Raw genomic sequence first — 24,939 nt, 5'->3', positions numbered from 1 at the left:
AAGATGAGATATCCCTACGTAAGTAGTAAGACCCCTTGAAGACGACAAGGTAGATAGGGCAGAGGTGGAAGTGCAGTAATGCATGGAGCTGACTGTTACTAATCGGTCGAGGGCATAACCAAGAAGGTAGGACAGGGTAAAGAAACGGATGGAGTAAAGATTTAAGTTTGTATGTAGTTTTCAAAGTACATAAAAAATGAAAAAACACTTGCAAAATATATGTAAAGTGTTTATAATAATAAAAGTAGTCCTCGATAGCTCAGCGGTAGAGCATTCGGCTGTTAACCGAAGGGTCGTTGGTTCGAACCCAACTCGGGGAGTTCTAAAATCTGTCAGCCAATTACTTGCAGATTTTAATTTTGAAAAAAATCAATATTTGGCTCCGTGGTCAAGCGGTTAAGACATCGCCCTTTCACGGCGGTAACACGGGTTCGATTCCCGTCGGAGTCATCTGGCGCCATAGCCAAGTGGTAAGGCAAAGGTCTGCAACACCTCTATCACCAGTTCAAATCTGGTTGGCGCCTCTAGGAGAAATCTGGAAACATTTGTTTCCAGATTTTTTAGTATACAAATATAATATACCATATATAAAAATGCGGTATGTGAAAAAACTTAAAAAGAGTTGAAAAAGTATCCGGAATTTCCAATACCTGCTCATTATGTTTATGTGTAAAACTATAGATTATTATAACAATTAAAATATTGTTTCGTCATCTTGAATATGCTATACTTGAATTATGTTTATAGGGGCAAAGCTGTTGAAAAACTGTGACGCAAAGCCAAAGGGACTAAGGCAGTACGCTATGTCAGCCGGTTGCAATAAGAAGATGCGGATAGGTTAATAGAGTAAGTAAAAAAAGTTATTCGGCTTAAATTTTAGTCACCTGTATAACGCAGGTGACTTTTTTGCATAGGAAATTACATTTTCTATCTAGAAAAGCTTCCGGCAGAATGCATAGGAGATGAGGGAAGGAAATGGAAAAGGGAAAGAAATGGAAAAAAATTGAAGCATTCTGTATTTTGCTCATTGTGACATTGTTGCTTATTTTTGTCAGAATACTGTATCAGCCGGGCATGAAGTCGGAAAGAGGCGAGTTGTACACCTTTAGTAATGGATGGTATCAGTTGAAGGATGGGAAAAAGACGGAACTCAAATTGCCATGCTTTGTTACGGCGGATGAAGAGGGGAAGATCGTTCTTTACAATGATGCGTTATCAGAGGCTGATAAGGGAAAAATCTTGTCGATCCGAGGAATTCAGGATCAGCTGGAAGTCTGCATGGGAGACCGGCTTCTCTATCAATATAAGGATAACAGATTTGAAAAAAACAGGCAGATGAAAGGAAAAATCTGGGCAGATATTTCTTTGCCGGAGGAAATCGGGCAGGAAGTGTTATCCATCAGCTATATAGGAAAAAAGAATAGCGAATTATATGTGCAGGCACCGATGGTGGGAGATTTTTGCTCTGTTATCAGGCAGCATCTGCTAGGAGCGATTTTTTCAATACTGGTGATTTTGGGAATGACTGGTCTCGGTATCGTCTCGGTGATTGTCTTTTTATATACCAGACACAGGCAAATTGTAGAAAAGAGATTTTTAAATGTAGCACTGTTTTTGATTCTATGCAGTCTGTGGTGCATTTTGGATTCAGGGATTTATCAGATGTATGGAAGTCAGAACGCGGCAGGGACACTGATATCCTTTTATGCGTTTATGACGATGCCTGTTCCCATGCTGTTATTTGTACAAAATACAGTGAGTGAAAGTGTAAGATGGATACCGCAGGTCTGGATTTTTCTTCTTTATGCAAATGCTGTTTTACAGGGATTCTTATATTTTCTGTTTAGGATTCCTTTTATAGACATGTTATTTATCACACATCTCTTATTATTTACGGGGGTTGTGTCTATGATTCTTCTTTTGTGGAAAGAGTATCGGAAAACGCAGGAGAAGGAAGTAAATCTCTGTCTAAAGGCATTTGGTGTATTAGGGATAAGCGGTGTAATCGCACTGGTACTGTACTGGGTATTATCCATTTACTGGTATGAAGCTATTTTCCAGTTTGGCATTCTTCTTTATATTGCTGTTTTGTTTTGGGGATTGCTTTGTAAAGTATCCAACAACATTCAGTTTTGCCTGGAACAGGAGGTTTATAGGAGAATGTCCTTGGAAGACCGGATGACAGATATGAAAAACCGGAAATCATTTGAGATGTATCTTGAAGAGATCCAGGAGGGTGCGATTTTACTTGAAAATGTATTATTGTTGTTTGTGAAAATTGCAGAACTGAAGAAGATTAATGATATGTCTGGAAGACAGATGGGTGATGAAACGGTTATCCGAACGGCAAGAAGCATCCAGAGTGCAGAAAGGAGTGTTCTGGAACAGCAGGCAGTAAGTTTTCGTGTTGAAGGTGATGAGTTTGTGATTATCGTAAGAAATCCGCAAAAGACACCGGAAGAATGGGAGCATTTTATAAAAGAAGAGATGGAAGAAGAATGTGGAAACAGACAGCCTGTGCGGCTGAAGTTCGGGTATAGTTATCTGAGAAAAAAGAATGGTAGTCTTCTTTCGCTCAGTGACTGGAAACAGCAGGCAGACGATATGCTTTACTCAAATAAATAAAAACCGGCGGAGGATAAATATGACTTATAATATGGATTTTCTTATTGCGGCAATGGTTATATTGTTGCTGGTTTTATGGCATTTTCTGGGACAGAAAAGAGCAGAGGATCTGAATAATCAGGTATTCCTTTTCTTTGCCATCATCGGTATTTTAGATGTGGTTGCGGAACTTGCCAGTAATTATTATATTTCTTTTCCAAATAGTAATTGTGAAATTGCTGCAATGCTTGCAACAACGATCTTTTATCTGCTTCAGGCATTGCTGCCGTTTACTGTGATCTGTTATATTCAGACATTACATGATAATAAGATCATTTCGGCAAAAAAGATGGTTTTATCAGGTGTGCCGACATTCATTCTGATGGGGATGATTCTGACAAACCCGTTCACAGAAAAGCTGTTTTATTTTGATATACCGGCAGGCTATATGAAAGGTCCATGGTATATGCTGATGTATTACAGTGCACTCTGTCATATGGCTGCAGCCTTGATTCTTATTGTCATATGGCGGAAAAAGCTGGGGTATCGAAAAGTGAAGATCCTGCTGGAAATCCTGTTGATATCCGGTACGGGAGTGGTGATCCAGCTTTTATATCATCCGCTTCTTACAACAGGGTTTGGTATGAGTCTGGGAATTCTGGCACTATTTATTACGATTAACAATCCTCATGCAAATATCGATACACTTACCGGATTATACAATCATCTGTATCTGGTCAGAAAAAGCAATGAGCTGATCAGTGCGGGAAAATCATTTCACATTATTACGGTGTATCTTTATCAATTAAAGCACATTAATAAAATCGCAGGGGTACAGGGCGGTAATTCAATCTTAAAGCTGGCAGCAAGAAAACTTGGTGAGATATGCGGGAAAACAGCATTTCGTACAACGGGAAAGCGTTTTATGATACTTACCGGTTCACTTGAAGAATATGAATATTATCTTACGCAGCTGAAGAGATTGTTTGATGGAAACAGTAAGCTGAATGTCAACAATAAAACTATTACGGTGCCTGTGATCATAAGCGGGATCATGAATGCGCAGAAACTTGGAGACAGCGGGCTTATTCTAGAGTATGCTGAATATCTGGAAGCCTTATCTGCGAAAAGTGGTCTGACAGAGGTGATACAGGATGATCATCAGACGATGAATGGTTTCCTTTATAATAAACGGGTAGAACAGTATTTGCATAAGGCGATTACAGAGGATCTGTTCGAGATATACTATCAGCCGGTTTACTCTACAAGGAAAAAATGCTTTATCACACTGGAAGCACTAAGTCGCCTTCAGCATCCGGAGCTTGGATGGATCGCACCAGATGTATTTATTCAGATTGCAGAAAAAAATCATATGATCGAACAGATCACAGATCTACAGTTTAGTCGTGTCTGCAGATTTTTAGGAGAAAACCGATACCTGATGAAACATCTTCTGAATGTAAAAGTGAACCTGTCTTCTCTGGATCTGATGAGAAATGACTGTAGCAGACATTTTATCCGGATTATGGATGCTTATAAGATTCCACATAACTGGATACAGTTTGAAATCACGGAAACGGTTGCGACTGAATGCAATGCGGGTCTAAGAAGAGTTGCGGAGGAATTTACGGCCGCTGGCATTAGTTTTTGCCTGGATGATTTTGGTTCCGGATATGCGAATCTGAATACGGTAATGAGGCTTCCGTTTTCTGTGATCAAGGTTGACAGATCTCTGCTTTTTGATATCTGCAGGGATGAGAAACGGGCAATTTTCTATGAAAGTGTTGTAGAAACATTTCATAAAATGAATTATCATATTGTTTCCGCAGGGGTGGAAACACAGGAAGAAATGGAACAGATCAGCAGCTGGGGAGTCGATATGATCCAAGGCTATTATTTTTCTAGGCCACTTCCTGAAAAAGAGCTTTTGGCATTGCTGAAGAAGCAGGATAATATAGAAAGGGAAAATTAAGAGGCAATTCATCAGGCAGACAAATTAATGTATGAAAATAAAAGAATGTCATAAAGAGGAGAAAAGAAAATGTTACTTATTAAAAATGCAAAAGTTTATGCACCGGAGTATGTTGGAAAAAAGGATCTTTTAGTATGTGGGGGAAAAATTGAATGTATTGAAGATAAGATCGAGGATTTTCCAATCGCATGTGAAGTTATTGATGCAGAGGAAAGAATTCTTACACCGGGGTTTATTGATCAGCATGTTCATGTTACCGGAGGTGGTGGGGAAGGAAGCTTTCATACCCGTACACCGGAACTTCAGCTGTCAGAACTGGTAAAAGGCGGAATTACAACGGTTGTAGGACTTCTTGGAACGGACGGACTTACAAGGAGTGTCGAAAATCTTTACGCAAAAGTACAGGCTTTATGCGAAGAAGGGGTAAGTGCGTATATGCTTACCGGTGCATATGGATATCCAAGTCCGACTATTACCGGAGAGGTAGATCGGGATATTATGTTTGTTGAAAAAGTACTTGGCGTGAAACTTGCCATTTCAGATCATCGGGCACCGAATGTGACGGAAAGTGAATTGATCCAGCTTGCGAGCAAGACCAGAACGGCAGGTATGTTAAGCGGAAAACCTGGAATCGTGGTGCTGCATATGGGAGATGCAGATGCTGGATTGTCGCCGGTGTTTGAAGCTTTGGAAAAGAGTATGATTCCGATCAAGATTTTCCGTCCGACTCATGTGAACCGCAAAAAAGGTCTTCTGGAAGAGGGGTATCAGTTGCTTGAAAAGGGTGGATACATCGATCTCACCTGTGGCATCAGTGAGGACTTTTGTCCGGGCGGATGCATTTTAGAAGCAAAAGAAAAGGGAATCCCGACAGAGCATATTACCATCAGCTCCGACGGACACGGAAGCTGGTCAAAATACAGAGAAGACGGAAGTTTGTTGGAAATCGGTGTTTCCTCAGTAGATGCGCTGCGGGAAGAACTTCTGTATATGGTACATGAGCTTGATATGAAGCTGGAAGATGCACTTCCATATATGACATCACATGTAGCGGAGGCACTGGGATTGCAGGGTAAGAAAGGGACAATACAAAAAGGAGCCGATGCAGATCTGCTTTTGTGGGACAATGACCTGAAGCTTGACAGTTATATTGCAGGTGGAAAAATCTTTATGCAAAAAGAAAAAATCATTTGCAAGGGAACCTATGAAAAATAGGAATTGAATAAAGTACAACGTTAGCCTGTTAAAATATTCCCTTGCGGAAATGCCGGAAAAGCCTTAAAATAAAGGAATCATGTGTATACAGAAAGGAATATGCTTTATGGAAAAAGGGACTATTTTTAAATTTCATAACGATCTGGATACAGACCAGATCATCGCATCCCAGTATCTGTTGCTGCCGAATCTTGAGGAGATGAAGAGCCATGCATTTGAATCTCTGGATCCGGATTTTGCGCAGAAGGTAAAACCGGGAGATTTCGTAGTCGGAGGAGAGAACTTTGGATGCGGATCTTCCAGAGAGCAGGCTCCGGGTGTGTTAAAAGCGTTAGGCGTAAAAGCTGTAATCGCAAAATCATTTGCAAGAATTTTTTATAGAAATGCGATCAATATCGGACTTCCTGCTATCGTCTGTAAAGACCTTCCGGATGAAGTAAAGACCGGAGATCAGATGGAGCTTCATATGCTGGAAGGAACTGCCGAGGCAAATGGAAAGGTTTATTCCTGCACAAAACTGCCGGAATATATGCAGAATATTTTGAATCAGGGCGGACTTATTGCGTCTCTGAACCGTGAGGAGGAATAGACGATGGGAATGACAATTGCTGAAAAGATCATTGCAGCGGCAGCCGGTGTGGAAAGCGTAAAGCCGGGTGACATCCATACAGTAGAACTGGATCGTCTGATGAGTAATGACGGAACTACACATCTGACCGTTGATATGTATAATAATAAATTAAAAAATCCACATATTGCAGATACAGGCAAGCTGGTATTTATCGTAGACCATAACGTACCGTCTGACTGTCCGAAGACAGCAGCATCCCAGAAGAAGATGCGTGATTTTGCAAAGGCAAACCACATTGATTTCTGGGAAGGAAAAGGGGTATGCCATCAGATCATGATGGAAAACTATGTTCGCCCGGGAGAACTGATCTTTGGTGCAGACAGCCATACCTGTTCTTACGGTGCACTTGGGGCATTCGGAACCGGTGTTGGATGTACGGACTTCCTTTACGGTATGGTAACAGGAACTTCCTGGGTAATGGTACCGGAGACTGTGAAATTCAACCTGGTTGGGAAGCTGCCGGAAGGTGTATATGCGAGAGATCTGATCCTCACCATCATCGGGGAAGTCGGAGCCAACGGATGTAACTATCAGGTGATGGAATTTACCGGAGAAGGCGCAAAGACTCTGACCATCAGCGACCGTATCGCACTTTGCAATATGGCAGTAGAAGCCGGTGCAAAGACCGGTATTTTTGAAGTTGATGATGTGGCAATGGAATATTTAAAAGAGCATGGACGCGAGCCAAAGGCTGTATATCACAGCGATCCGGATGCGCACTATGTAAGAGAATATACATTTGATTTATCCAAGGTAGAGCCGGTTGTTGCAAAACCGGATTTTGTAGACAATCTTGCGCCGGCAAAAGACGTGCGCGGTATCAAGATTGATGAGGCATTCCTTGGATCCTGCAACAACGGACGTATCGAAGATCTCCGTGTAGGTGCACAGGTTATCAAAGGAAAGAAAGTATCTGAAAAAGTAAGATTCCTTGTTGTTCCGGCAAGTCAGACTATTTACAGACAGGCTCTGGAAGAGGGACTGATCGACATCTTCATGGATGCAGGTGCGATCGTCATGAACCCAAACTGCAGTGTATGCTGGGGAAGCTGTCAGGGCGTAATCGGTGAAAATGAAGTTCTGATCAGTACCGGAACCCGTAACTTTAAGGGACGTGCAGGACATCCGAGCTCCAAGGTATATCTTGGATCGGCTGCAACCGTTACAGCATCTGCCATTGCCGGAGAAATCGCACTGGCAAGTGATGTGTAAGAGACGAAATTACGTTTGACGAGGTGACATAAAATGGATAAATTTACAGGACGTGTATGGGTTCTCGGAGATGACATTGATACCGATATCATCATTCCGACTGAATACCTTGCACTCAAGACAATCGATGATATGAAGCAGTATGGCTTTTCTCCTCTTCGCCCGGAACTTGCCGGACAGATCCAGAAGGGGGATATCATCGTGGCTGGAAAGAACTTTGGCTGCGGTTCTTCAAGAGAACAGGCACCGGAGATCATTAAAGCAATGGGCGTACAGTGCGTCATTGCCAAATCATTTGCAAGAATCTTTTTCCGTAACTCGATCAACAACGGACTTCTTCTGATCGAACAGCCGGATCTCTATGACGACATGAAAGAGGGAGACGAGGTTACTGTCGTGATGAATGAGCATGTTGATTATAATGGCAAGGAGTACCCGATTGCTTCTCTGCCGGAGAATCTGATGAGCATTATTCAGGCTGGCGGTCTGGTAAAAGCCATGCGCAAGCTGAATGGACTGGATTAACCGGAAAGGAGAAGAAAATGGGCGAGACGATTATTGAAAAAATTATCAGACATAATACAGGAAAGGCTGTAAAGCCGGGAGACATTGTGACGGTCAATGTAGACCGCGTGATGATCCACGATATTTTCATCCCGTTTGTAGCAGACAAATTTGAAGAAATGGGATTTACAAAGTTGCATGATCCGGACAAGGTTGTTCTGATCTACGACCATCTGGTACCGGCAAGTCAGCAGGACGATACCAGACATTTCCGTACAGGAGATGCATTTGCAGAAAAATACGGACTGACACACGTACACAGAAGTGATGGAATCTGTCATCAGCTTATGACAGAAGCTGGTTACGTTAAACCAGGCGATATTGCATTTGGAACCGACAGCCATACCACAACCTATGGTTGTGTTGGAGCATTTTCATCCGGTATCGGTTATACCGAGATGGCAAGTATCCTTGGAACCGGAACGATGTGGATCAAGGTGCCGGAGACGATCAAAGTTGTGATCGATGGTGAACTTCCGGAAAATGTCATGTCAAAGGATATCATCTTACGTCTGATCGGTGACTTAAGAGCAGACGGTGCAACTTACAGAGCACTGGAATTTGCCGGAAGCACCATTGAAAATATGACAGTTGCAAGTCGTATGACAATGGCAAATATGGCAATCGAAGCGGGGGCAAAATGTGCACTTTTCACACCAGATGAGAAGACCGCTGAGTATTGCGAAATTGAATTAAATGATTATCAGAAGAGCCTGGTTGGTGATCCGGATGCTACCTATATGAGAACGATCACTTACAAGGCAGAGGATTTTGTACCGGTTATGGCTTGTCCATCCCAGGTTGATAAGATCAGAAATGTATCAGAGCTGGAAGGAACGGAGATCGATCAGGTATTTATCGGTTCCTGTACAAACGGACGTCTGGAAGATCTTCAGGCAGCAGCAGAAGTGCTGGAAGGCAAGAAGGTTGCTGACTTTGTAAAACTGATCGTAACTCCGGCAAGCCGCAAGATCTACAAACAGGCAGCAGATATGGGAATCCTGAAGACTTTATCTGAAGCTGGTGCGATCATCACTCATCCGGGATGTGGACTTTGCTGTGGACGTACCGGAGGAATCCTGTCAGACGGCGAGCGCGTGGTTGCAACCAACAATCGTAACTTCCTCGGACGTATGGGAACATCTAAGGTTGAGATTTATCTGGCGTCTCCGAGAACAGCGGCAAGCTGCGCGGTGGCCGGAAAGATTGTAAGTCCGGAGTAGATTTTGCGTGACGCCGGGAATGCGCAGACGGAGAAAAGATCTGTGCGGCGTGAGACAGATTATCTGGAATATATCACTGGAAAGAAAATTGTGCCGTGAGTGGGTACGGCAGAATGGAGTACGGTATGAAGAAAATAGGATTTATCGGCGTTGGCATCATGGGGAAATCTATGGTGCGCAACCTTATGAAAGCAGGGTATGAGCTGCATATCTATGCAAGAACCAGATCAAAAGTTGAAGATGTGATCAGTGAGGGCGCAATATTCCATGAGTCCATCAGGGAATGTGTACCGGGATGCGATGCTGTGATCACTATTGTTGGTTTTCCGAGAGATGTGGAAGAGGTCTATTTTGATGAAGGCGGTATTCTGGAAAATGCAGATCCGGGAACCTATCTGATCGATATGACGACTACGAGTCCTATGCTTGCGGAGAAGATTTCCAAAGAAGGTACAGAAAAAGGATTTCATGTACTGGATGCGCCTGTAACGGGCGGAGATACCGGAGCGAAGGCAGGTACGCTTTCTATTCTTGTCGGTGGAGAGAAGGAAGATTATGAGACTTGTATGGAGCTTTTTAAGGCGATGGGAACGAATATCAATTATCAGGGAAAAGCCGGATGCGGACAGCATGCAAAGCTTGCAAACCAGATCATGATCGCCGGAGCTTTAAGCGGAGTATGCGAGGCATTTTCTTATGCACAGGCGAAGGGGCTGGACTTAAATGTGCTTTTTAATTCTGTTTCTACCGGGGCAGCAGGAAGCAAACAGCTGGACGCATTCGGACCGAAGATCATTGCCGGAGATTATGCGCCGGGATTCTTTATGAAGCATTTCATCAAGGATATGAAGCTTGCGCTGACTGAGGCGAATATGAGTGGACTGAGCCTTGAGGTGCTTAGCCTGGTATTGTCAAATTATGAAGAACTGGCACAGGAAGGGCTTGGAGATCTTGGAACACAGGCACTGATCAAGTATTATGATGTGCAGGATGTAGAAGAATAGAATATAACGAGAAAACCCGCTGATCTTTCGACCAGCGGGTTTTCCTGTGCTTTTTATTTAATTTCTAAAGGAATGAGAGTAAAGTGCGGCAATCGGTGTTACCCGATTGCGCTTACTTTATGAGGGGGGAGATAGTTGTTTATCAACTATCTGACTCTTAGTATACAGATAAATTGTGTTCAAAATATGTCCATATCATAAAAGAAAAAGAAAATTTCTTAAGGAAAAATGAACTATAGATTAAGGAATTGGTACAGGTGTATAATGAGGTGAACAGTAACGAAATATGTTCTTAACAACTCAGATGCACGTTACGGCGTTGCAACTGTAGTATTTTAATGGTATACTGGACATATTGCAGTAGTATAAAATGGCAGCAGGGGTTGCCGGCAATAAGGGGCGCAAGTGACTGGCAATATCCACATTTGCGTTGACAGAAAACACATTGGGGAACATGTGAAAGTATATAAGAGAATAATACGGAGGAACAAGACAGATGGATTTGGTAACAGTAAGAGAGTTATACAGAAACAGAGAGGAATATCTGGATAAAGAAGTGACTATAGGAGGATGGGTGCGCAGTATCCGTGATTCCAAGGCATTCGGATTTATCGTTGTAAATGACGGATCATTTTTCGAACCGCTTCAGGTGGTATATCATGACAACATGGAGAACTTCGGGGAAATTTCAAAATTAAACGTAGGAGCAGCAATTATTGTAAAAGGAACACTTGTTGCAACACCACAGGCAAAGCAGCCATTTGAGATCCAGGCAACAGAGGTTACAGTAGAAGGCGCATCTGCACCGGATTACCCGCTTCAGAAAAAGCGTCACAGCTTTGAATATTTAAGAAGTATCGCACATCTCCGTCCGAGAACCAATACCTTCCAGGCAGTATTCAGAGTTCGTTCTCTGACCGCTTATGCGATCCACAAATTCTTCCAGGAGAGAGGATTTGTATATGTACACACACCGCTGATCACAGGAAGTGACTGTGAGGGTGCAGGAGAGATGTTCCAGGTAACAACTATGGATCTGAACAACGTACCGAAGAACGCAGACGGAAGCGTGGATTACTCCAAAGATTTCTTCGGAAAAGAGACAAACCTTACCGTAAGCGGACAGCTGAACGGTGAAACTTATGCACAGGCATTCCGTGATATTTACACATTCGGACCGACATTCCGTGCGGAGAATTCCAACACCACACGTCATGCCGCAGAGTTCTGGATGATCGAGCCGGAGATCGCATTCGCAGATCTGGAAGACGACATGATCCTTGCAGAGAGCATGCTGAAATATGTGATCCGTTACGTGATGGAGAATGCACCGGAAGAGATGAACTTCTTCAACTCTTTCGTAGACAAAGGTCTGATTGACCGTCTGAACAACGTTGTAAATTCCGATTTCGCAAGAGTTACTTACACAGAAGCGATCGAAATTCTGGAAAAGCACAATGACAAATTTGAATACAAAGTATCATGGGGAGCAGATCTTCAGACAGAGCATGAACGTTATCTGACAGAAGAAATCTACAAACGTCCGGTATTCGTTACCGATTATCCGAAGGAGATCAAAGCTTTCTACATGAAGATGAATGATGACAATAAGACTGTAGCAGCAGTTGACTGTCTGGTTCCTGGAATCGGTGAGATTATCGGAGGAAGCCAGAGAGAGGATGACTACGATAAGCTTGTTGCAAGAATGAAAGAGCTTGGACTTAAGGAAGAAGATTACGGATTCTATCTTGATCTGAGAAAATACGGATCTACAAGACATGCAGGATTCGGACTTGGATTCGAGAGATGCATCATGTATCTTACAGGAATGTCCAACATTCGTGACGTAATTCCGTTCCCAAGAACTGTGAATAACTGCGAACTGTAAAAAAGAAGAATGAGAAATCAAGGGGACCGGAGAACGCGCCACAAAAAGGTGCGTTTTCCGGTCTGCTGTTTTCTGACGGAGACTCTGGGAGGCAGTATTGGACAGAGAATCCGGAAAATGAAGCGAGGGCGTTTTCTGTATACAGAAAGGAAAATAGATGAACATTTTAGTTGTAGATGATGAAAAAGAAATTGCGGATGTCGTAGAATTATATCTGCAAAATGAATACCATGTTTTGAAATTTTACACAGGGCAGGAAGCATTGGAATGTATTGAGAAGACAAATGTGGATCTGGCGATCCTGGATGTAATGCTGCCGGATATTGACGGTTTCACGATTCTGAGAAAGATCCGTGAGAAATACACATTTCCGGTGATCATGCTGACCGCGAAGACGGAGTACCGGGACAAGATCACCGGGCTTACGATGGGGGCTGACGACTATATTCCGAAACCATTCAACCCGCTGGAGCTGGTAGCGAGAGTGAAAGCACAGATGCGCAGATACACGCAGTACAATGATGGTAAGAAAAGTGATTCTGAGAATATCATTGATTTTGCAGGACTCTTGTTAAATAAAGAATCCCATGAATGTATTTATAATGAGCAGTCTCTTCCGCTGACACCGACGGAATTTGAGATCCTGTGGATCCTGTGTGAGAACCGCGGAAAGGTGATCAGTTCCCAGAAGTTATTTGAAGAGGTCTGGCATGAAGAGTATCTGAAGAACAGCAACAATACAGTGATGGTACATATCAGGCATCTGCGGGAAAAACTCAGTAAACCGACCGGTAAATCGGATCTGATAAAGACCGTATGGGGAGTGGGATATAAGATTGAAGAATAATTACAGGAAATTAAAACTGAGCATTCTGCTTCAGACCGTGTTTGTCACGGCACTCACCGTACTTGTAGGTGGATTTATTCTGGAGTATTTTATTGATGGCGTATATAATGACAGCTTTGCCAACGGATTTTTGCGTATTATGGAAAGCTTTCATATGAATGAAGAGACAGCAAAGCGCCTGTACTGGCAGCTGATCGGGGATAACAAGGTGTTCTTTATGATCCTTGGCTTTTTGCTTTTGTTTTCCCTGTTCTTCTATGTGGCATTGTCAAAGATGACAAGCTATCTGAGACAGGTAGAGGACGGAATTGAAAATATTATTTCCGCATCGGATCAGCCGATCCGGTTGATTACGGAGCTGCGGCCGATCGAGGATCGTCTGAATGAGATCAAAGAAACATTAAAGCGCCAGGAGGATGAGGCGGCACAGATCGAGCAGAAGAAGAATGATATGCTGCTTTTCCTGGCACATGATCTGAAAACGCCGCTGACTTCAGTGGTGGCTTATCTGAGTATGCTGGATTCCAACCCGGAAATGTCGGTGGAGGAGCGCGCGAAGTATACCCATATTTCACTGGAAAAAGCGATCCGTCTTGGAGAACTTTTACAGGAATTTTTTGATATCACAAGATTCAATCTGCAGGATATCGATCTGGAAAAGGTTGAAATCGATCTGACGATGATGTTGGAGCAGATTGCGGATGAACTGTATGCGGTGCTGCAGGAGAAGAAACTGACCTGTCAGGTAGAGGCAGATGAGGAAATCCTGATCGAGGGAGATCCGGATAAACTTGCCAGAGTATTTGATAATATTCTTCGAAATGCCATCGCATATTGCAGGGGAAAAAGTACTCTTGTGATCCGCGCGGCGAAGGAGAAAGAACAGGTCAGGATTTGTTTTGAAAATGAGGGAGATACGATCCCGGAAGAGAATCTGAAACGGATCTTTGATAAATTTTACCGTGCGGATGCGGCAAGGTCCAGCAGTACCGGGGGAGCCGGGCTTGGGCTTGCGATCGCCAAAGCAATTGTTGAGCTGCACAAGGGGCAGATCAGAGCTGAGAGCAGTGAGGGAAAGACACGGTTTATCGTGACACTCCCAATTAAAGGAGGAGTAGAAAATCATGAAATTCATACACACAGCGGACATTCATCTGGGGGCAGAGCCGGACGCAGGAAGTTCTTACAGCACAGAGCGTCCGGAAGAACTGTGGAATAGCTTTGAACGGCTGTTAGATGTCTGCGAAGAGGAGCAGACGGATCTGCTTCTGATCGCGGGAGACCTGTTCCACAGGCAGCCGCTCCGGAAAGAATTAAAGGAGCTGGATTATTTATTTTCCAGGCTGACACATACCCAGGTTGTGCTGATGGCAGGCAACCATGATTATCTGAAAAGTACATCTTATTACCGGAATTATCCGTGGCAGGGTCCGGTGCATATGTTCTTATCGCAGAGACCGGCATGCATGGAATTTGCAGAGATTGGAACCTGTGTGTACGGACTGAGTTATGAGCAGCGGGAGATCACGCAGTCACTGTACGATGCGGTCAGACCGCAGAAGAGACAGCCGGTCGAGATCCTTCTGGTGCATGGCGGCGATGAAAAGCATATTCCGTTCCGGAAAAATGAGCTGGTAAAGCAGGGGTATGATTATATTGCGCTTGGTCACATTCATCTCCCGGCAGAGCTGGTAAAGGACCAGATGTACTATGCCGGATCGCTGGAACCGACAGACAAAAATGACACAGGAAAGCACGGCTATATCAAAGGGGAGATTAAAGGAGGAAGAACCCGGGTCCAGTTTGTCCCGTTTGCATGCAGGGAATATGTGCACATGGAAGTAAAGACGGAAAAAGATATGACCGGGCGAGAATTGAAAGAAAAGATTGCCCGCAGCATTCAGGAGCGGGGTGTGCAGAATATTTATAAAATGATCCTGAGGGGCTTCCGGGATCCTGACATCATATACGATCCGGGACGGCTGGATCCTTATGGAAATATTGTTGAGATCCTGGATGAGACAAAGCCTGCATATGACTATGAGAAGCTGAAAACGCTGAATACAGACAATTTACTGGGGCAGTATATAGAAAGCCTTGCAGATGCCAAAGAGGGAAGCATAGAGGCAATTGCGCTGGCTGAAGGGGTACAGGCAATGCTGGAGGCGAAGGGGAGTAAGATATGAGAATAACAGAACTGGTCCTGAAAAATTTTGGAAGGTTCACGGATAAACGGATCGGACTTACTGATGGGATTAATATCATTTATGGTGAAAATGAATCGGGAAAGTCAACCCTGCATACCTTTTTGAAAGGGATGCTTTTCGGGATGGAGAGAAAGCGTGGGCGTGCGGCGGCGACCGACACCTTCAGCACATATGAACCATGGGAGAATCCGAATTATTACGCAGGAATCCTCCGTTTTGAATGTGGGGGACGGCATTTTCGGTTGGAGCGGAATTTTGACCGGTATTCCAAAGGCGGAATACTGCTTTGTGAGGATGATGGAGAAGAGCTGTCTCTGGAGCATGGAGATCTGGAAATCCTGCTTGGCGGGATGACGGAAAGTGATTATGAAAATACAGTTTCTATCGGACAGTTACGGGTACAGACCGGCAATACGCTGGCTGCAGAACTGAAAAATTATGCGGCAAATTATTATGCGACGGGGAACAGTGAGATCGATCTGGAAGGTGCGCTTGCCATTTTAAAAGAGCGGAAAAAAGAACTGGAAAAGGAAGAGCGAGAGCAGAGCCGGAAGATTGATGAAAAGAGAGAAAAGGCGGAGCTGGAAGCGTCCTATGTCTGGCGGGATCTGCATCAGCTGGAACAGGAGAAACAGCAGCTTAAGGCAGACTGTGAGGAAAAGCGCAGGGCATGGGAAGCGTGGGAAAAAGAGGATAGAAAGAGAAGAAAACAGGAAGAAGCTGCGGGATATTTTGACGGGTGGAGGATTCATCCGCTGGAAACATTTTCCATGCTGGCAGCATTTATTGTGATATTTGTTCTGTTCCCGAGACCATGGAACTGTCTTGTGGCGATCGTGGTAGCACTTGCCGAAGGACTGTATGTGTGGAATCATCTGAAGGATGGAAAGCAGAAAAAAAAGGCAAAAATACGTGATGACAAAGAGCAGGGAAATACGCTGAAGGCGGCGTATGAGATGCAGAAGGGCAGACTTGCAAAAGTACAGGAGTCTTATCACGAGAAGGAAGTCTTCTATGAGAACCTGAAGGAGCGCGTCGATGAATTTGACGAGATGAACAGTGAAGATCTGGAACGCATGAAGCGCAGGCAGGGGCTGGAGCTCGCCATGGAGAGGCTGACAGAGCTTGCTTCGGGAATGCAGAGCCGGACTGGCGAACGGATGAACGCGGAAGTATCAAAGGTCATGGAGGCGATCACGGGTGGAAAATATAACCGTCTGTGGGTGGATGAAAATCTACAGGTGCAGCTGATGAGCGAAGGAAGAAGGATCTCAATGGATCAGGTAAGCCGTGGAACCCTGGAGCAGATCTATTTTGCGATCCGTATGGCGGCAACAAAAATTCTCCACGAAGAAGAATGTCCGGTGATCCTGGACGATGCATTCGGCTATTATGATGACAGGAGACTTATCCAGACTCTCCGCTGGCTGAAAGACAGTAAGCGGCAGGTAATTATATTCAGCTGTCAGAAACGGGAGATGGAAATGCTGGAAAAGATGGGATGCGCATATCATAAGGTGATGTTGTAAAGAAGAGGAGGAAGATTTTATGATTCGGCTTCAGGATATTGCAGAAATGGCAGGTGTCAGCCGTACCACTGTATCTAATGTTATAAATGGCAAAACCAAAAGGGTTTCCCAGAAAACAATCGATAAAATCACGGCCATTCTTAAAGAACAGAACTATGTTCCGCATATGGGCTCCATGATGCTTTCCGGTCATGGTTCCAGAATTATAGGTGTAGTACTCGGATTTTCTTATGCACATGGTATGCAGTCACTTCAGGATCCATTTGTAGGAGAACTGATCGGAACCATACAGATGGAAACGGAAGAAAATGGATATTATGTTATGCTTATTGGCGGTGAAAGCATTCAGAATGTAGTGGATATTGCCTCAAAATGGAATGTAGAGGGATTGATCATCCTGGGATACAATGAAGAGCAGTATCGTAATCTTTCGCGCAGATTAAACAAAAAAATGATTCTGATCGATGCTTATCCGGAAGGCGCTTATACCTTCCAGAATGTCGGTATAGATGATTATTCGGGAGGGTATCAGATTGGAGAATACCTGTATTCCTGTGGATATAAGAAAGCATTGTTTGTTGCGGAAACGGAGAGAGACAGTGATTACTATCGGTGGATGGGATTCAAACAGGCGATGGAAAAACCAGGTGGATTCTGCAGTCGTTCCCGATATATAATTATTCCGGGTGAAAAAAGATTACGTCTCAGAAAATACAGAGAACTTCTCCCACATTTTCTGGAAGCAAAAGCACTTGCATTTTCCTCGGATTATAATGCGATGGAAGCGATAAATTTCTTTCTTGACGAAGGAATCATGGTTCCGGAGCAGATTTCTGTTACAGGATATGATGACAGTGTCTATGCAAGTATGGTTCGGCCAAGGCTGACAACAGTCCACCAGGATGTTCCGCAAAAAGCACATGTAGCGCTGACGCGTCTGATGAAATTGATCCAGGGAGAGACACTGGACGAATTAAATATAAAAAATCCAGTTTATCTGGTGAAGAGGGATTCTGTCAGGGAATGACAGGATCTTTTTTTCGACTTTGCATGTATACAGGCAAGCCGGTGGAATGGCCTGGTTGTCTTTGTGCAGAGTGTATAAAAACAAGAAGTAAACTTTGTTGCCTTTTGCAGTTTCGCAAGAAACCTATTGATTTTGCGAAGCTGAATAGGGTATCATGAACTTACTAAAAGGAACCGGGCAGACGTGTCCGGGGAAATGTTAACAAAATTAATCGAGTTGCGCAACCGACATACTAAAAACAGTGTGGAGGGAAAAAGATGAAAAAAAGAAAATTTGTCAGTTTATTACTGGTTGGTACTTTAGTGGCAGGTATGGCTACCGTAACCGGATGCGGATCATCCGATGGAAAATCTTCTTCAAAAAATGGGAAAACAGAGCTGGAATTGTTTTCTACGAAAGCAGAGAACAAAGAAGTCGTTCAGCAGCTTGTAGATAAATTCAATGAATCTCATGAAGATGTGACGATCAAGATTACAGCACCGGCAGATGCAGGCACTGTGTTAAAGACCAGAATGGCAAAGAATGATATGCCTGATATCGTAATGATGGGCGGTGACAATAACTACACAGAAGTAGAAAGCGCAGGAATGCTGGTTGATTTAAGTGACCAGGATTATGTTTCAGACATTCAGGATTCTTACATGCAGATGGTTTACGATGTAAATAAAGACAAAGAAGAAAAAGCATACGGTATTCCATATGCAACCAATGCATCTGGTGTCATCTACAATGTGGATAAGTTTGAAGAACTTGGTCTTGAAGTTCCGAAAACATGGGATGAGTTTATTGCTGTACTTGACAAGATCAAAGCCGCAGGAGAGCAGCCACTTCTTATGACATATAAAGATGCATGGACCAGCCTTTGCCCGTGGAACAGTATAGCACCGGATCTTCAGCCGGATAACTTTACAGACGACCGCAAAGCAGGAAAAACAACATTTGCAAAAACGCACGAAGAGATCGCAGAAAAATATCTGACACTTCTTGATTATGCACAGGACGATTTCATGGGCCTGACTTATGATGATGGAAATAAAAAATTCGCAAATGGTGAAGCAGTTATGATCATCAATGGAAACTGGGCAATCAATCAGTACAAGAACTCTAATCCGGACGTTAATGTTAATATGTTCGCACTTCCGGCATCTGACGATGAGTCGAAGAATTATGTAACATCAGGTGTTGACGTACTTTTAGGTGTATGCGAAGGCAGTGAAAACGAAGAGATGGCAAAAGAATTTGTTTCCTTTATGATGGAGCCTGAAAATGCACAGACTTATATTGACGATCAGTTTGCTTTTTCAGCAATCAAAGGTGTAGAGCAGAATAATGAAACAGTTGCAGGTGTCAAAGAAGATATTGCCAATGGTAAAGTAGCAAACTTCCCGGATCATTACTATCCTTCAGGATTTGATCTTTCAGCACTTACTTCTGAACTGTGCCTGAATTATTCTAACGGAATGGACAATCAGAAGAACATAACACAGTTCCTGAAACAGTGCGATGAAAAATATGATATTGCCAACGTAGATTAAGCGAGGAGTTGATCTCATGAAAAATAAAACAGCTCATAAAAAACCTGCTGTTAATAAAATATATTATATTTATGTAGGAATCCTCGCAGTATTATTTTTTGTATTCCATACGATCCCATTTCTGCGAGGTGTTCTGTACAGTTTTACAGACTGGAAAGGATATGGGAACTGGAATTTTGTCGGACTGCGTAATTATCTGCATATGTTTTCAGATGCCGATACAGGGAATGCATATTTGTTTACATTCAAATTTGCGATCATTGCAACAATCCTTGTAAACGTAATCAGTCTGGTACTTGCCTGTGCACTGAATGCAAAGATTAAATTCAAAAACACGATCAAGGCGTTTTACTTTCTGCCTTATATGCTGGGCAGCCTGATCGTTGGATTTATCTTCAATTACATTTTTGCCAATCTGATTCCGGATCTTGGAAAGAGTCTTGGAATTTCGGTGTTAAGTTCTAATATTCTTGGTACAAATCATGCAATATGGGGAATTATCGCCGTTGCGGTATGGACAGGATGTGCATTCAATACATTGATCTACATTTCAGGGCTTCAGTCTATTGATACAGACGTATATGAGGCAGCAGCCCTTGATGGCGCAACCGGAATCCGAAGATTTACCAAAATTACATTTCCTCTTCTGGCACCGTCCTTTACCATTAATATGGTGCTTTCAGCCAAAGGATATCTGATGGTTTACGATCAGATCATGGCGATGACAGAGGGAGGACCGGGAACCAGTACAACATCGATTGCCGTCCTGATTTATAAAAAAGGATTTGGAGGCGGTCAGTTCGCCTATCAGTCAGCAAATGCAGTTACGCTTTTTATTGTAGTAGTATTAATTTCTATATTCCAGTTACGTATACTTGAGAAGAGAGAGGAGAAATTAGGATGAGAAGGCAGATAGTAAAAGCAAAAGAACATTATAATTGGCCAGTGACCATTCTTCTGATCGTAGGAATCGTACTGGTTATTCTCCTGCCTCTGTATATGGCGTTGATGATTGCGATCAAAGACCCTTCGGACATGAATAATATTCTGGCACTCCCGACGAAACTCAGACTTCAGAATTTTGTTGATGCCTGGAAAATGACAAATTTCCCGAGAAAGTTTTTTAATACTGCATTTATTACAGTGGTTAACCTGGTCTTTACTCTGATCACAAACTCATTTGCAGCATATGCAATTACAAGAAACAGGAAAAAAAGCAAATTCTTTTCCATTATGTACTATTATTTCATCAGTGCAATGTTTATACCTTTCCAGGTAATTATGCTTCCTTTGGTTGTACAGGCTAATACATTCCACCTGGACAATATTTACGGAATTACATTCTTGTATATTATTTTTGGTCTTCCGATGAATACATTCCTTTACACAGGTGCTATTAAGGCTATTCCGGAAGCATTGGATGAGGCTGCAATGATTGACGGAGCAAATCCGATTCAGATATTTACAAAAGTTATTTTTCCAATATTAAAACCAACTACAGCAACAGTTGCAATTCTTTCCTTTATGTGGACATGGAATGACTTTACAATGCCACTTGTGCTGTTAAGTGACGAGAGTCAGCAGACCTTGCAGCTTGCACAGTATGTGTTTAAAAAACAATTCTCTGTAGACTACAACCTGGCGTTTGCTTCTTATCTGTTGGTTCTTATTCCGGTATTGGTTGTATATCTGTTCTGTCAGAAATGGATCATGAACGGTGTTGTTGCCGGAGCGGTTAAATAATACTAAACAATTATAAATGAGGAGACTTGGCATGGAGAAAAAATGGTGGAAAGAAAGTGTAGTATATCAGATATATCCCAAGAGTTTTAAAGACAGTAACGGTGATGGCGTGGGAGATATCAGAGGAATCATACAGAAACTCGATTACCTTAAAGAACTTGGGGTAAATGTGTTGTGGATTTCTCCGATGCTGGAATCACCTCAGGACGATAATGGTTACGATATTTCTGATTACCGCAGAATTTATGAAGAATATGGAACTATGGAGGATTACGAAGAATTGTTGTGTGAAGCACACAAAAGATCCATCAGGATTCTGATGGATCTCGTAGTCAACCATACTTCAGATGAACATAACTGGTTTATTGAAAGCCGCAAATCAAAAGATAATCCATATCGTGATTATTATATCTGGAAAGACCCGGTAAACGGAAAAGAACCTAATAACTGGGGCGGAGTATTCGGAGGTTCTGCATGGGAATACGATCCGCAGACTCAGATGTATTATCTGCATCTGTTTTCAAAAAAACAGCCGGATCTCAATTGGGAAAATGAAAAAGTGCGTCAGGAAGTTTATGACATGATGAAATTCTGGTGTGAAAAAGGAATTGACGGTTTCCGCATGGATGTTATCAGTATGATTTCCAAAGATCAGAGATTTCCGGACGGAGAAATGAATAACGGTCTTTATGGAGACTTTGGACCATATTGTGTACATGGACCGAGAATCCATGAATTTCTTCAGGAAATGAATCGTGAAGTTCTTTCAAAATATGATATCATGACAGTTGGTGAAACCTCAGGAGTTACAATTGAAGAAGCACAGAAATATGCGGGTGACGACCGAAATGAATTGAACATGGTATTCCAATTCGAGCATGTGGAGAGTGGATGCGGAGATTATGGAAAGTGGACGACTGCAAAATATGACTTCAAAGAGTTCAAAAATATCATGATCAAATGGCAGGAAGAACTTCAGGGGAAGGCATGGAACAGTTTGTTTTTAGGTAATCATGATCAACCGAGAAGCGTCAGCCGTTTTGGAAATGACAATCCGGTATACAGAGAAACTTCTGCAAAAATGCTGGCGACCTGTATTCACATGATGCAGGGAACGCCATATGTATATCAGGGTGAAGAGCTTGGCATGACAAATGTCTACTTTGACAAACTGGAAGATTACCGTGATATTGAAAGTATTAATTACTTTGAAGAGTTTACGGAATCAGGTCTTATGACTCCGGAACACATGATGAAATGTCTGATGCTGAGAAGCCGTGACAATGCGAGAACTCCGATGCAGTGGGACGACAGCGAACAGGCCGGATTCACAGAGGGCGAGCCTTGGATCAAAGTAAACCCGAACTACAAAAAGATCAATGCAGCGCAGCAGCTTGAAGATCCGGATTCTGTTTTCCATTACTATCAGAAACTGATCCGCTTGCGCAAAGAGAAAGACATTATTGTTTATGGTGAATTTGAGCCTCTTTACCGTGAGGATGAACAGATTTTTGCTTACACAAGAAAACAGGATCAGGAAAAACTTCTGACCGTCTGCAACTTCAGTGATAAGAATGCAGAAGTAGAAGTGCCGGAAGAATTTAAAGGCGCAGAGTGTCTGATCACAAACCTTGGAAGAAAAGCATTTGAAGGAAAAATTATTTTGAATCCATATGAAGCATTTGTATTATATTATAAACACTAGGTGATAAAGAAATGATTAGAAAATATAGATATGGAAATCCATTTGATACGGAAGCACTGACTGAAAAAATTGAAACGACAGAGGGTCCTCTTCCATATGGAGAGGTCAGTCAGGAGGAAGGATTTGTTTTTACTTATATCATGGATGAAGATGATATTGTCTATGGTCTGGGTGAAGCCAATCGTGGAATCAACAAGAGAGGATATTGTTATATCAGTAATTGTACAGATGATCCGGTACACACAGAGGACAAGCGTTCTCTGTACGGAGCCCACAACTTCATTGTTGTGAGCGGAAAGAGGACGTTTGGATTGTTTTTTGATTATCCGTCAAAACTGACCTTTGATATTGGATATGACAGAGAGGATACCCTCAAGGTATCTTGCGAAAATGCTGATCTGGATATTTATGTGATCGAAGGAGAGAATGCTTACGATATCGTAAAACAGTTCCGCCATGTGATCGGGCGCAGCTATATCCCGCCGAAGTTTGCCTTTGGTTTCGGACAGAGCCGCTGGGGCTACACGACGAAAGAAGATTTCCGTACTGTTGCAAAGGGATATCGAGAAAATCATATCCCGATCGATATGATTTACATGGATATTGACTATATGCAGTCATTCAAAGATTTCACAGTGAGTGAAGAAAATTTCCCGGATTTTCCGGAATTTGTAAAGGAAATGAATGACCAGAGTATTCGTCTGATTCCGATCATTGATGCCGGTGTCAAGGTTGAGCCGGGATATGAGATTTACGAGGAAGGTGTCAAAAACAACTATTTCTGCAAGAGAGAAGACGGAAGTGATTTTGTTGCAGCTGTATGGCCGGGAGACACCCATTTTCCGGATATGCTGAATCCGGAAGCCAGAAAATGGTTCGGAGACAAATATCGTTTTCTGATCGAACAGGGAATAGAAGGTTTCTGGAATGATATGAATGAGCCTGCGATCTTTTATTCTTCCGAAGGCCTTGCAGAGGCAAAAGAACTTGCCGGAGAGTTTGCAAAGGATACCGAAGGCAAGATCCATCCTTGGGAAATGCAGGACAAGATGCTCAGTATTGCGAATGATCCGGAAGACTATAAAAGATTTTATCACAATGTGGAAGGCAAAAAGATCCGTCATGACAAAGTACATAATCTTTTTGGCTACAATATGACAAGAGCAGCAGGAGAAGCGTTTGAACGCATTGACCCGGAAAAACGTTTTCTGATGTTTTCCAGATCCTCTTACATCGGAATGCATCGTTATGGAGGAATCTGGACCGGAGATAATAAATCCTGGTGGTCGCATATCCTTCTTAACCTGAAGATGCTGCCGTCTCTGAATATGTGTGGTTTCTTGTATACAGGCGCTGACCTTGGAGGTTTTGGCGCCGATACAACAAGAGAATTGCTGCTTCGTTTTCTTGCGCTTGGTGTATTTACACCACTGATGCGTAATCATTCGGCGACGGGAACCAGAGAGCAGGAATGCTATCAATTTGAAAGAATTGAGGATTTCCGTGCTGTCATTAACACCAGATACCGTCTTGTGCCGTATCTGTACAGCGAGTACATGAAAGCTGCGCTGAGTGATGATATGTATTTTAAGCCATTAGGGTTCGTTTATCCGGATGACAAGAGAGCAATCCGAGTAGAGGATCAGCTGATGCTCGGAAACGAGATCATGATCGCTCCGGTTTACGAGCAGAACGCAAGGGGACGTTATGTTTATCTGCCGGAAGAAATGAAATTTATCAAGTTCCTGCCGGATGGAAGCATTTCCGAAGAGATTCTTGAAAAAGGTATTCATTATGTAGATGTGGCACTAAATGAAGTACCGCTCTTCATTCGAAATGGTAAATGTATCCCGGTTGCAGAAGCGGCAGAGTGTGTGAAAGATATTGATACCGAACATCTGCAGCTTATTGGATATGAGAACAGCAGTTATACCATGTATGAGGATGATGGAATCCGCAAAGATTACGATAAGAAAGAAAATTACCGAGTATTTACAAATTAATGTTTAAAAGTAAAAAATACTGCCTGAATA

Annotated in this window: 19 protein-coding genes, 3 tRNA genes, 1 rRNA gene and 1 riboswitch; all 23 genes read left to right on the top strand. The window is 42.8% G+C overall.

The genetic code is table 11. The features are described 5' to 3' along the window. Nucleotides 1-122: ribosomal RNA gene (locus ACYQ5K_RS11755) — 23S ribosomal RNA — on the top strand; the annotation flags it as partial. A gap of 126 nt (nt 123-248) precedes the next feature. Then, a tRNA-Asn gene (locus tag ACYQ5K_RS11750) sits at nt 249-320 on the top strand. A 58-nt stretch (nt 321-378) separates the two neighbouring features. Then, nucleotides 379-450 (top strand) — tRNA-Glu (locus tag ACYQ5K_RS11745). A 3-nt stretch (nt 451-453) separates the two neighbouring features. After that, nucleotides 454-524 (top strand) — tRNA-Cys (locus ACYQ5K_RS11740). Nucleotides 525-738: 214 nt separating this feature from the next. Continuing rightward, nucleotides 739-822, top strand: a riboswitch (cyclic di-GMP riboswitch). A gap of 153 nt (nt 823-975) precedes the next feature. Beyond that, nucleotides 976-2,625: a sensor domain-containing diguanylate cyclase gene (locus ACYQ5K_RS11735; protein WP_459777635.1), complete on the top strand. Its 1,650-nt coding sequence runs from the start codon at nt 976-978 to the stop codon at nt 2,623-2,625. Between the two features lie 19 nt (nt 2,626-2,644). Continuing rightward, complete coding sequence (locus tag ACYQ5K_RS11730) at nt 2,645-4,576, top strand: EAL domain-containing protein (RefSeq protein ID WP_459777634.1); 1,932 nt, start codon at nt 2,645-2,647, stop codon at nt 4,574-4,576. Nucleotides 4,577-4,645: 69 nt separating this feature from the next. After that, entirely contained in the window at nt 4,646-5,791 is a 1,146-nt protein-coding gene (gene iadA, locus ACYQ5K_RS11725; protein WP_173689626.1) for a beta-aspartyl-peptidase, read from the top strand. A 106-nt stretch (nt 5,792-5,897) separates the two neighbouring features. After that, on the top strand, nt 5,898-6,380 hold the full coding sequence (locus tag ACYQ5K_RS11720) for a LeuD/DmdB family oxidoreductase small subunit (RefSeq protein ID WP_044998914.1): 483 nt from the start codon (nt 5,898-5,900) through the stop codon (nt 6,378-6,380). 3 nt (nt 6,381-6,383) lie between these two features. Next, the gene (locus ACYQ5K_RS11715) at nt 6,384-7,634 is read left to right on the top strand and encodes a 3-isopropylmalate dehydratase large subunit (RefSeq protein ID WP_055157885.1); all 1,251 of its coding nucleotides are present in this window, start codon (nt 6,384-6,386) and stop codon (nt 7,632-7,634) included. A gap of 33 nt (nt 7,635-7,667) precedes the next feature. Beyond that, a complete protein-coding gene (locus ACYQ5K_RS11710; protein ID WP_173689024.1) occupies nt 7,668-8,159 on the top strand; it encodes a LeuD/DmdB family oxidoreductase small subunit in 492 nt (163 codons plus the stop codon). A gap of 17 nt (nt 8,160-8,176) precedes the next feature. Beyond that, entirely contained in the window at nt 8,177-9,421 is a 1,245-nt protein-coding gene (locus ACYQ5K_RS11705) for a 3-isopropylmalate dehydratase large subunit (protein WP_173689023.1), read from the top strand. Nucleotides 9,422-9,546: 125 nt separating this feature from the next. Then, the gene (locus tag ACYQ5K_RS11700; protein WP_173689022.1) at nt 9,547-10,425 is read left to right on the top strand and encodes an NAD(P)-dependent oxidoreductase; all 879 of its coding nucleotides are present in this window, start codon (nt 9,547-9,549) and stop codon (nt 10,423-10,425) included. Between the two features lie 496 nt (nt 10,426-10,921). Next, nucleotides 10,922-12,313 carry an asparagine--tRNA ligase gene (gene asnS, locus ACYQ5K_RS11695; RefSeq protein ID WP_173689021.1) on the top strand — a complete coding sequence of 464 codons (1,392 nt, stop codon included), beginning with the start codon at nt 10,922-10,924 and terminating at the stop codon, nt 12,311-12,313. A 157-nt stretch (nt 12,314-12,470) separates the two neighbouring features. Beyond that, nucleotides 12,471-13,160: a VanR-ABDEGLN family response regulator transcription factor gene (gene vanR / locus ACYQ5K_RS11690; RefSeq protein ID WP_195230922.1), complete on the top strand. Its 690-nt coding sequence runs from the start codon at nt 12,471-12,473 to the stop codon at nt 13,158-13,160. Beyond that, the gene (locus tag ACYQ5K_RS11685) at nt 13,150-14,379 is read left to right on the top strand and encodes a sensor histidine kinase (RefSeq protein WP_173689019.1); all 1,230 of its coding nucleotides are present in this window, start codon (nt 13,150-13,152) and stop codon (nt 14,377-14,379) included. Before vanR ends, ACYQ5K_RS11685 begins: the two co-directional genes overlap by 11 nt. Beyond that, the gene (locus tag ACYQ5K_RS11680; protein ID WP_459777633.1) at nt 14,285-15,346 is read left to right on the top strand and encodes a metallophosphoesterase family protein; all 1,062 of its coding nucleotides are present in this window, start codon (nt 14,285-14,287) and stop codon (nt 15,344-15,346) included. The genes ACYQ5K_RS11685 and ACYQ5K_RS11680 overlap by 95 nt, the downstream gene beginning before the upstream one ends. Further along, on the top strand, nt 15,343-16,896 hold the full coding sequence (locus tag ACYQ5K_RS11675) for an ATP-binding protein (RefSeq protein ID WP_459777632.1): 1,554 nt from the start codon (nt 15,343-15,345) through the stop codon (nt 16,894-16,896). The genes ACYQ5K_RS11680 and ACYQ5K_RS11675 overlap by 4 nt, the downstream gene beginning before the upstream one ends. A 19-nt stretch (nt 16,897-16,915) precedes the next feature. Continuing rightward, nucleotides 16,916-17,923 (top strand): LacI family DNA-binding transcriptional regulator, encoded by a 1,008-nt coding sequence (locus ACYQ5K_RS11670; protein ID WP_195230924.1) that lies wholly within the window; start codon nt 16,916-16,918, stop codon nt 17,921-17,923. A 257-nt stretch (nt 17,924-18,180) separates the two neighbouring features. Next, entirely contained in the window at nt 18,181-19,458 is a 1,278-nt protein-coding gene (locus ACYQ5K_RS11665; RefSeq protein ID WP_173689015.1) for an ABC transporter substrate-binding protein, read from the top strand. 16 nt (nt 19,459-19,474) lie between these two features. Beyond that, nucleotides 19,475-20,362 carry a carbohydrate ABC transporter permease gene (locus tag ACYQ5K_RS11660; RefSeq protein WP_173689014.1) on the top strand — a complete coding sequence of 296 codons (888 nt, stop codon included), beginning with the start codon at nt 19,475-19,477 and terminating at the stop codon, nt 20,360-20,362. Continuing rightward, nucleotides 20,359-21,201, top strand: a complete 843-nt coding sequence (locus ACYQ5K_RS11655; RefSeq protein WP_173689013.1) for a carbohydrate ABC transporter permease — start codon at nt 20,359-20,361, stop codon at nt 21,199-21,201. Before ACYQ5K_RS11660 ends, ACYQ5K_RS11655 begins: the two co-directional genes overlap by 4 nt. Nucleotides 21,202-21,232: 31 nt before the next feature. Further along, nucleotides 21,233-22,906 (top strand): glycoside hydrolase family 13 protein, encoded by a 1,674-nt coding sequence (locus tag ACYQ5K_RS11650; protein WP_173689012.1) that lies wholly within the window; start codon nt 21,233-21,235, stop codon nt 22,904-22,906. Nucleotides 22,907-22,917: 11 nt separating this feature from the next. Beyond that, nucleotides 22,918-24,909 (top strand): glycoside hydrolase family 31 protein, encoded by a 1,992-nt coding sequence (locus tag ACYQ5K_RS11645; RefSeq protein ID WP_173689011.1) that lies wholly within the window; start codon nt 22,918-22,920, stop codon nt 24,907-24,909. Nucleotides 24,910-24,939: the final 30 nt, after the last annotated feature.

It is taken from the genome of Allocoprococcus similis, from assembly GCF_054660775.1.
This window is presented reverse-complemented; position numbering and strand designations above follow the sequence as displayed.

Excerpts from the sequence above, each read along its gene's own strand:
- ACYQ5K_RS11735 (WP_459777635.1), top strand. The coding sequence starts at position 976 with ATGGAAAAGGGAAAGAAATGGAAAAAAATTGAAGCATTCTGTATTTTG.
- ACYQ5K_RS11730 (WP_459777634.1), top strand. The coding sequence starts at position 2,645 with ATGACTTATAATATGGATTTTCTTATTGCGGCAATGGTTATATTGTTG.
- iadA (WP_173689626.1), top strand. The coding sequence starts at position 4,646 with ATGTTACTTATTAAAAATGCAAAAGTTTATGCACCGGAGTATGTTGGA.
- ACYQ5K_RS11720 (WP_044998914.1), top strand. The coding sequence starts at position 5,898 with ATGGAAAAAGGGACTATTTTTAAATTTCATAACGATCTGGATACAGAC.
- ACYQ5K_RS11715 (WP_055157885.1), top strand. The coding sequence starts at position 6,384 with ATGGGAATGACAATTGCTGAAAAGATCATTGCAGCGGCAGCCGGTGTG.
- ACYQ5K_RS11710 (WP_173689024.1), top strand. The coding sequence starts at position 7,668 with ATGGATAAATTTACAGGACGTGTATGGGTTCTCGGAGATGACATTGAT.
- ACYQ5K_RS11705 (WP_173689023.1), top strand. The coding sequence starts at position 8,177 with ATGGGCGAGACGATTATTGAAAAAATTATCAGACATAATACAGGAAAG.
- ACYQ5K_RS11700 (WP_173689022.1), top strand. The coding sequence starts at position 9,547 with ATGAAGAAAATAGGATTTATCGGCGTTGGCATCATGGGGAAATCTATG.
- asnS (WP_173689021.1), top strand. The coding sequence starts at position 10,922 with ATGGATTTGGTAACAGTAAGAGAGTTATACAGAAACAGAGAGGAATAT.
- vanR (WP_195230922.1), top strand. The coding sequence starts at position 12,471 with ATGAACATTTTAGTTGTAGATGATGAAAAAGAAATTGCGGATGTCGTA.
- ACYQ5K_RS11680 (WP_459777633.1), top strand. The coding sequence starts at position 14,285 with ATGAAATTCATACACACAGCGGACATTCATCTGGGGGCAGAGCCGGAC.
- ACYQ5K_RS11675 (WP_459777632.1), top strand. The coding sequence starts at position 15,343 with ATGAGAATAACAGAACTGGTCCTGAAAAATTTTGGAAGGTTCACGGAT.
- ACYQ5K_RS11670 (WP_195230924.1), top strand. The coding sequence starts at position 16,916 with ATGATTCGGCTTCAGGATATTGCAGAAATGGCAGGTGTCAGCCGTACC.
- ACYQ5K_RS11665 (WP_173689015.1), top strand. The coding sequence starts at position 18,181 with ATGAAAAAAAGAAAATTTGTCAGTTTATTACTGGTTGGTACTTTAGTG.
- ACYQ5K_RS11660 (WP_173689014.1), top strand. The coding sequence starts at position 19,475 with ATGAAAAATAAAACAGCTCATAAAAAACCTGCTGTTAATAAAATATAT.
- ACYQ5K_RS11655 (WP_173689013.1), top strand. The coding sequence starts at position 20,359 with ATGAGAAGGCAGATAGTAAAAGCAAAAGAACATTATAATTGGCCAGTG.
- ACYQ5K_RS11650 (WP_173689012.1), top strand. The coding sequence starts at position 21,233 with ATGGAGAAAAAATGGTGGAAAGAAAGTGTAGTATATCAGATATATCCC.
- ACYQ5K_RS11645 (WP_173689011.1), top strand. The coding sequence starts at position 22,918 with ATGATTAGAAAATATAGATATGGAAATCCATTTGATACGGAAGCACTG.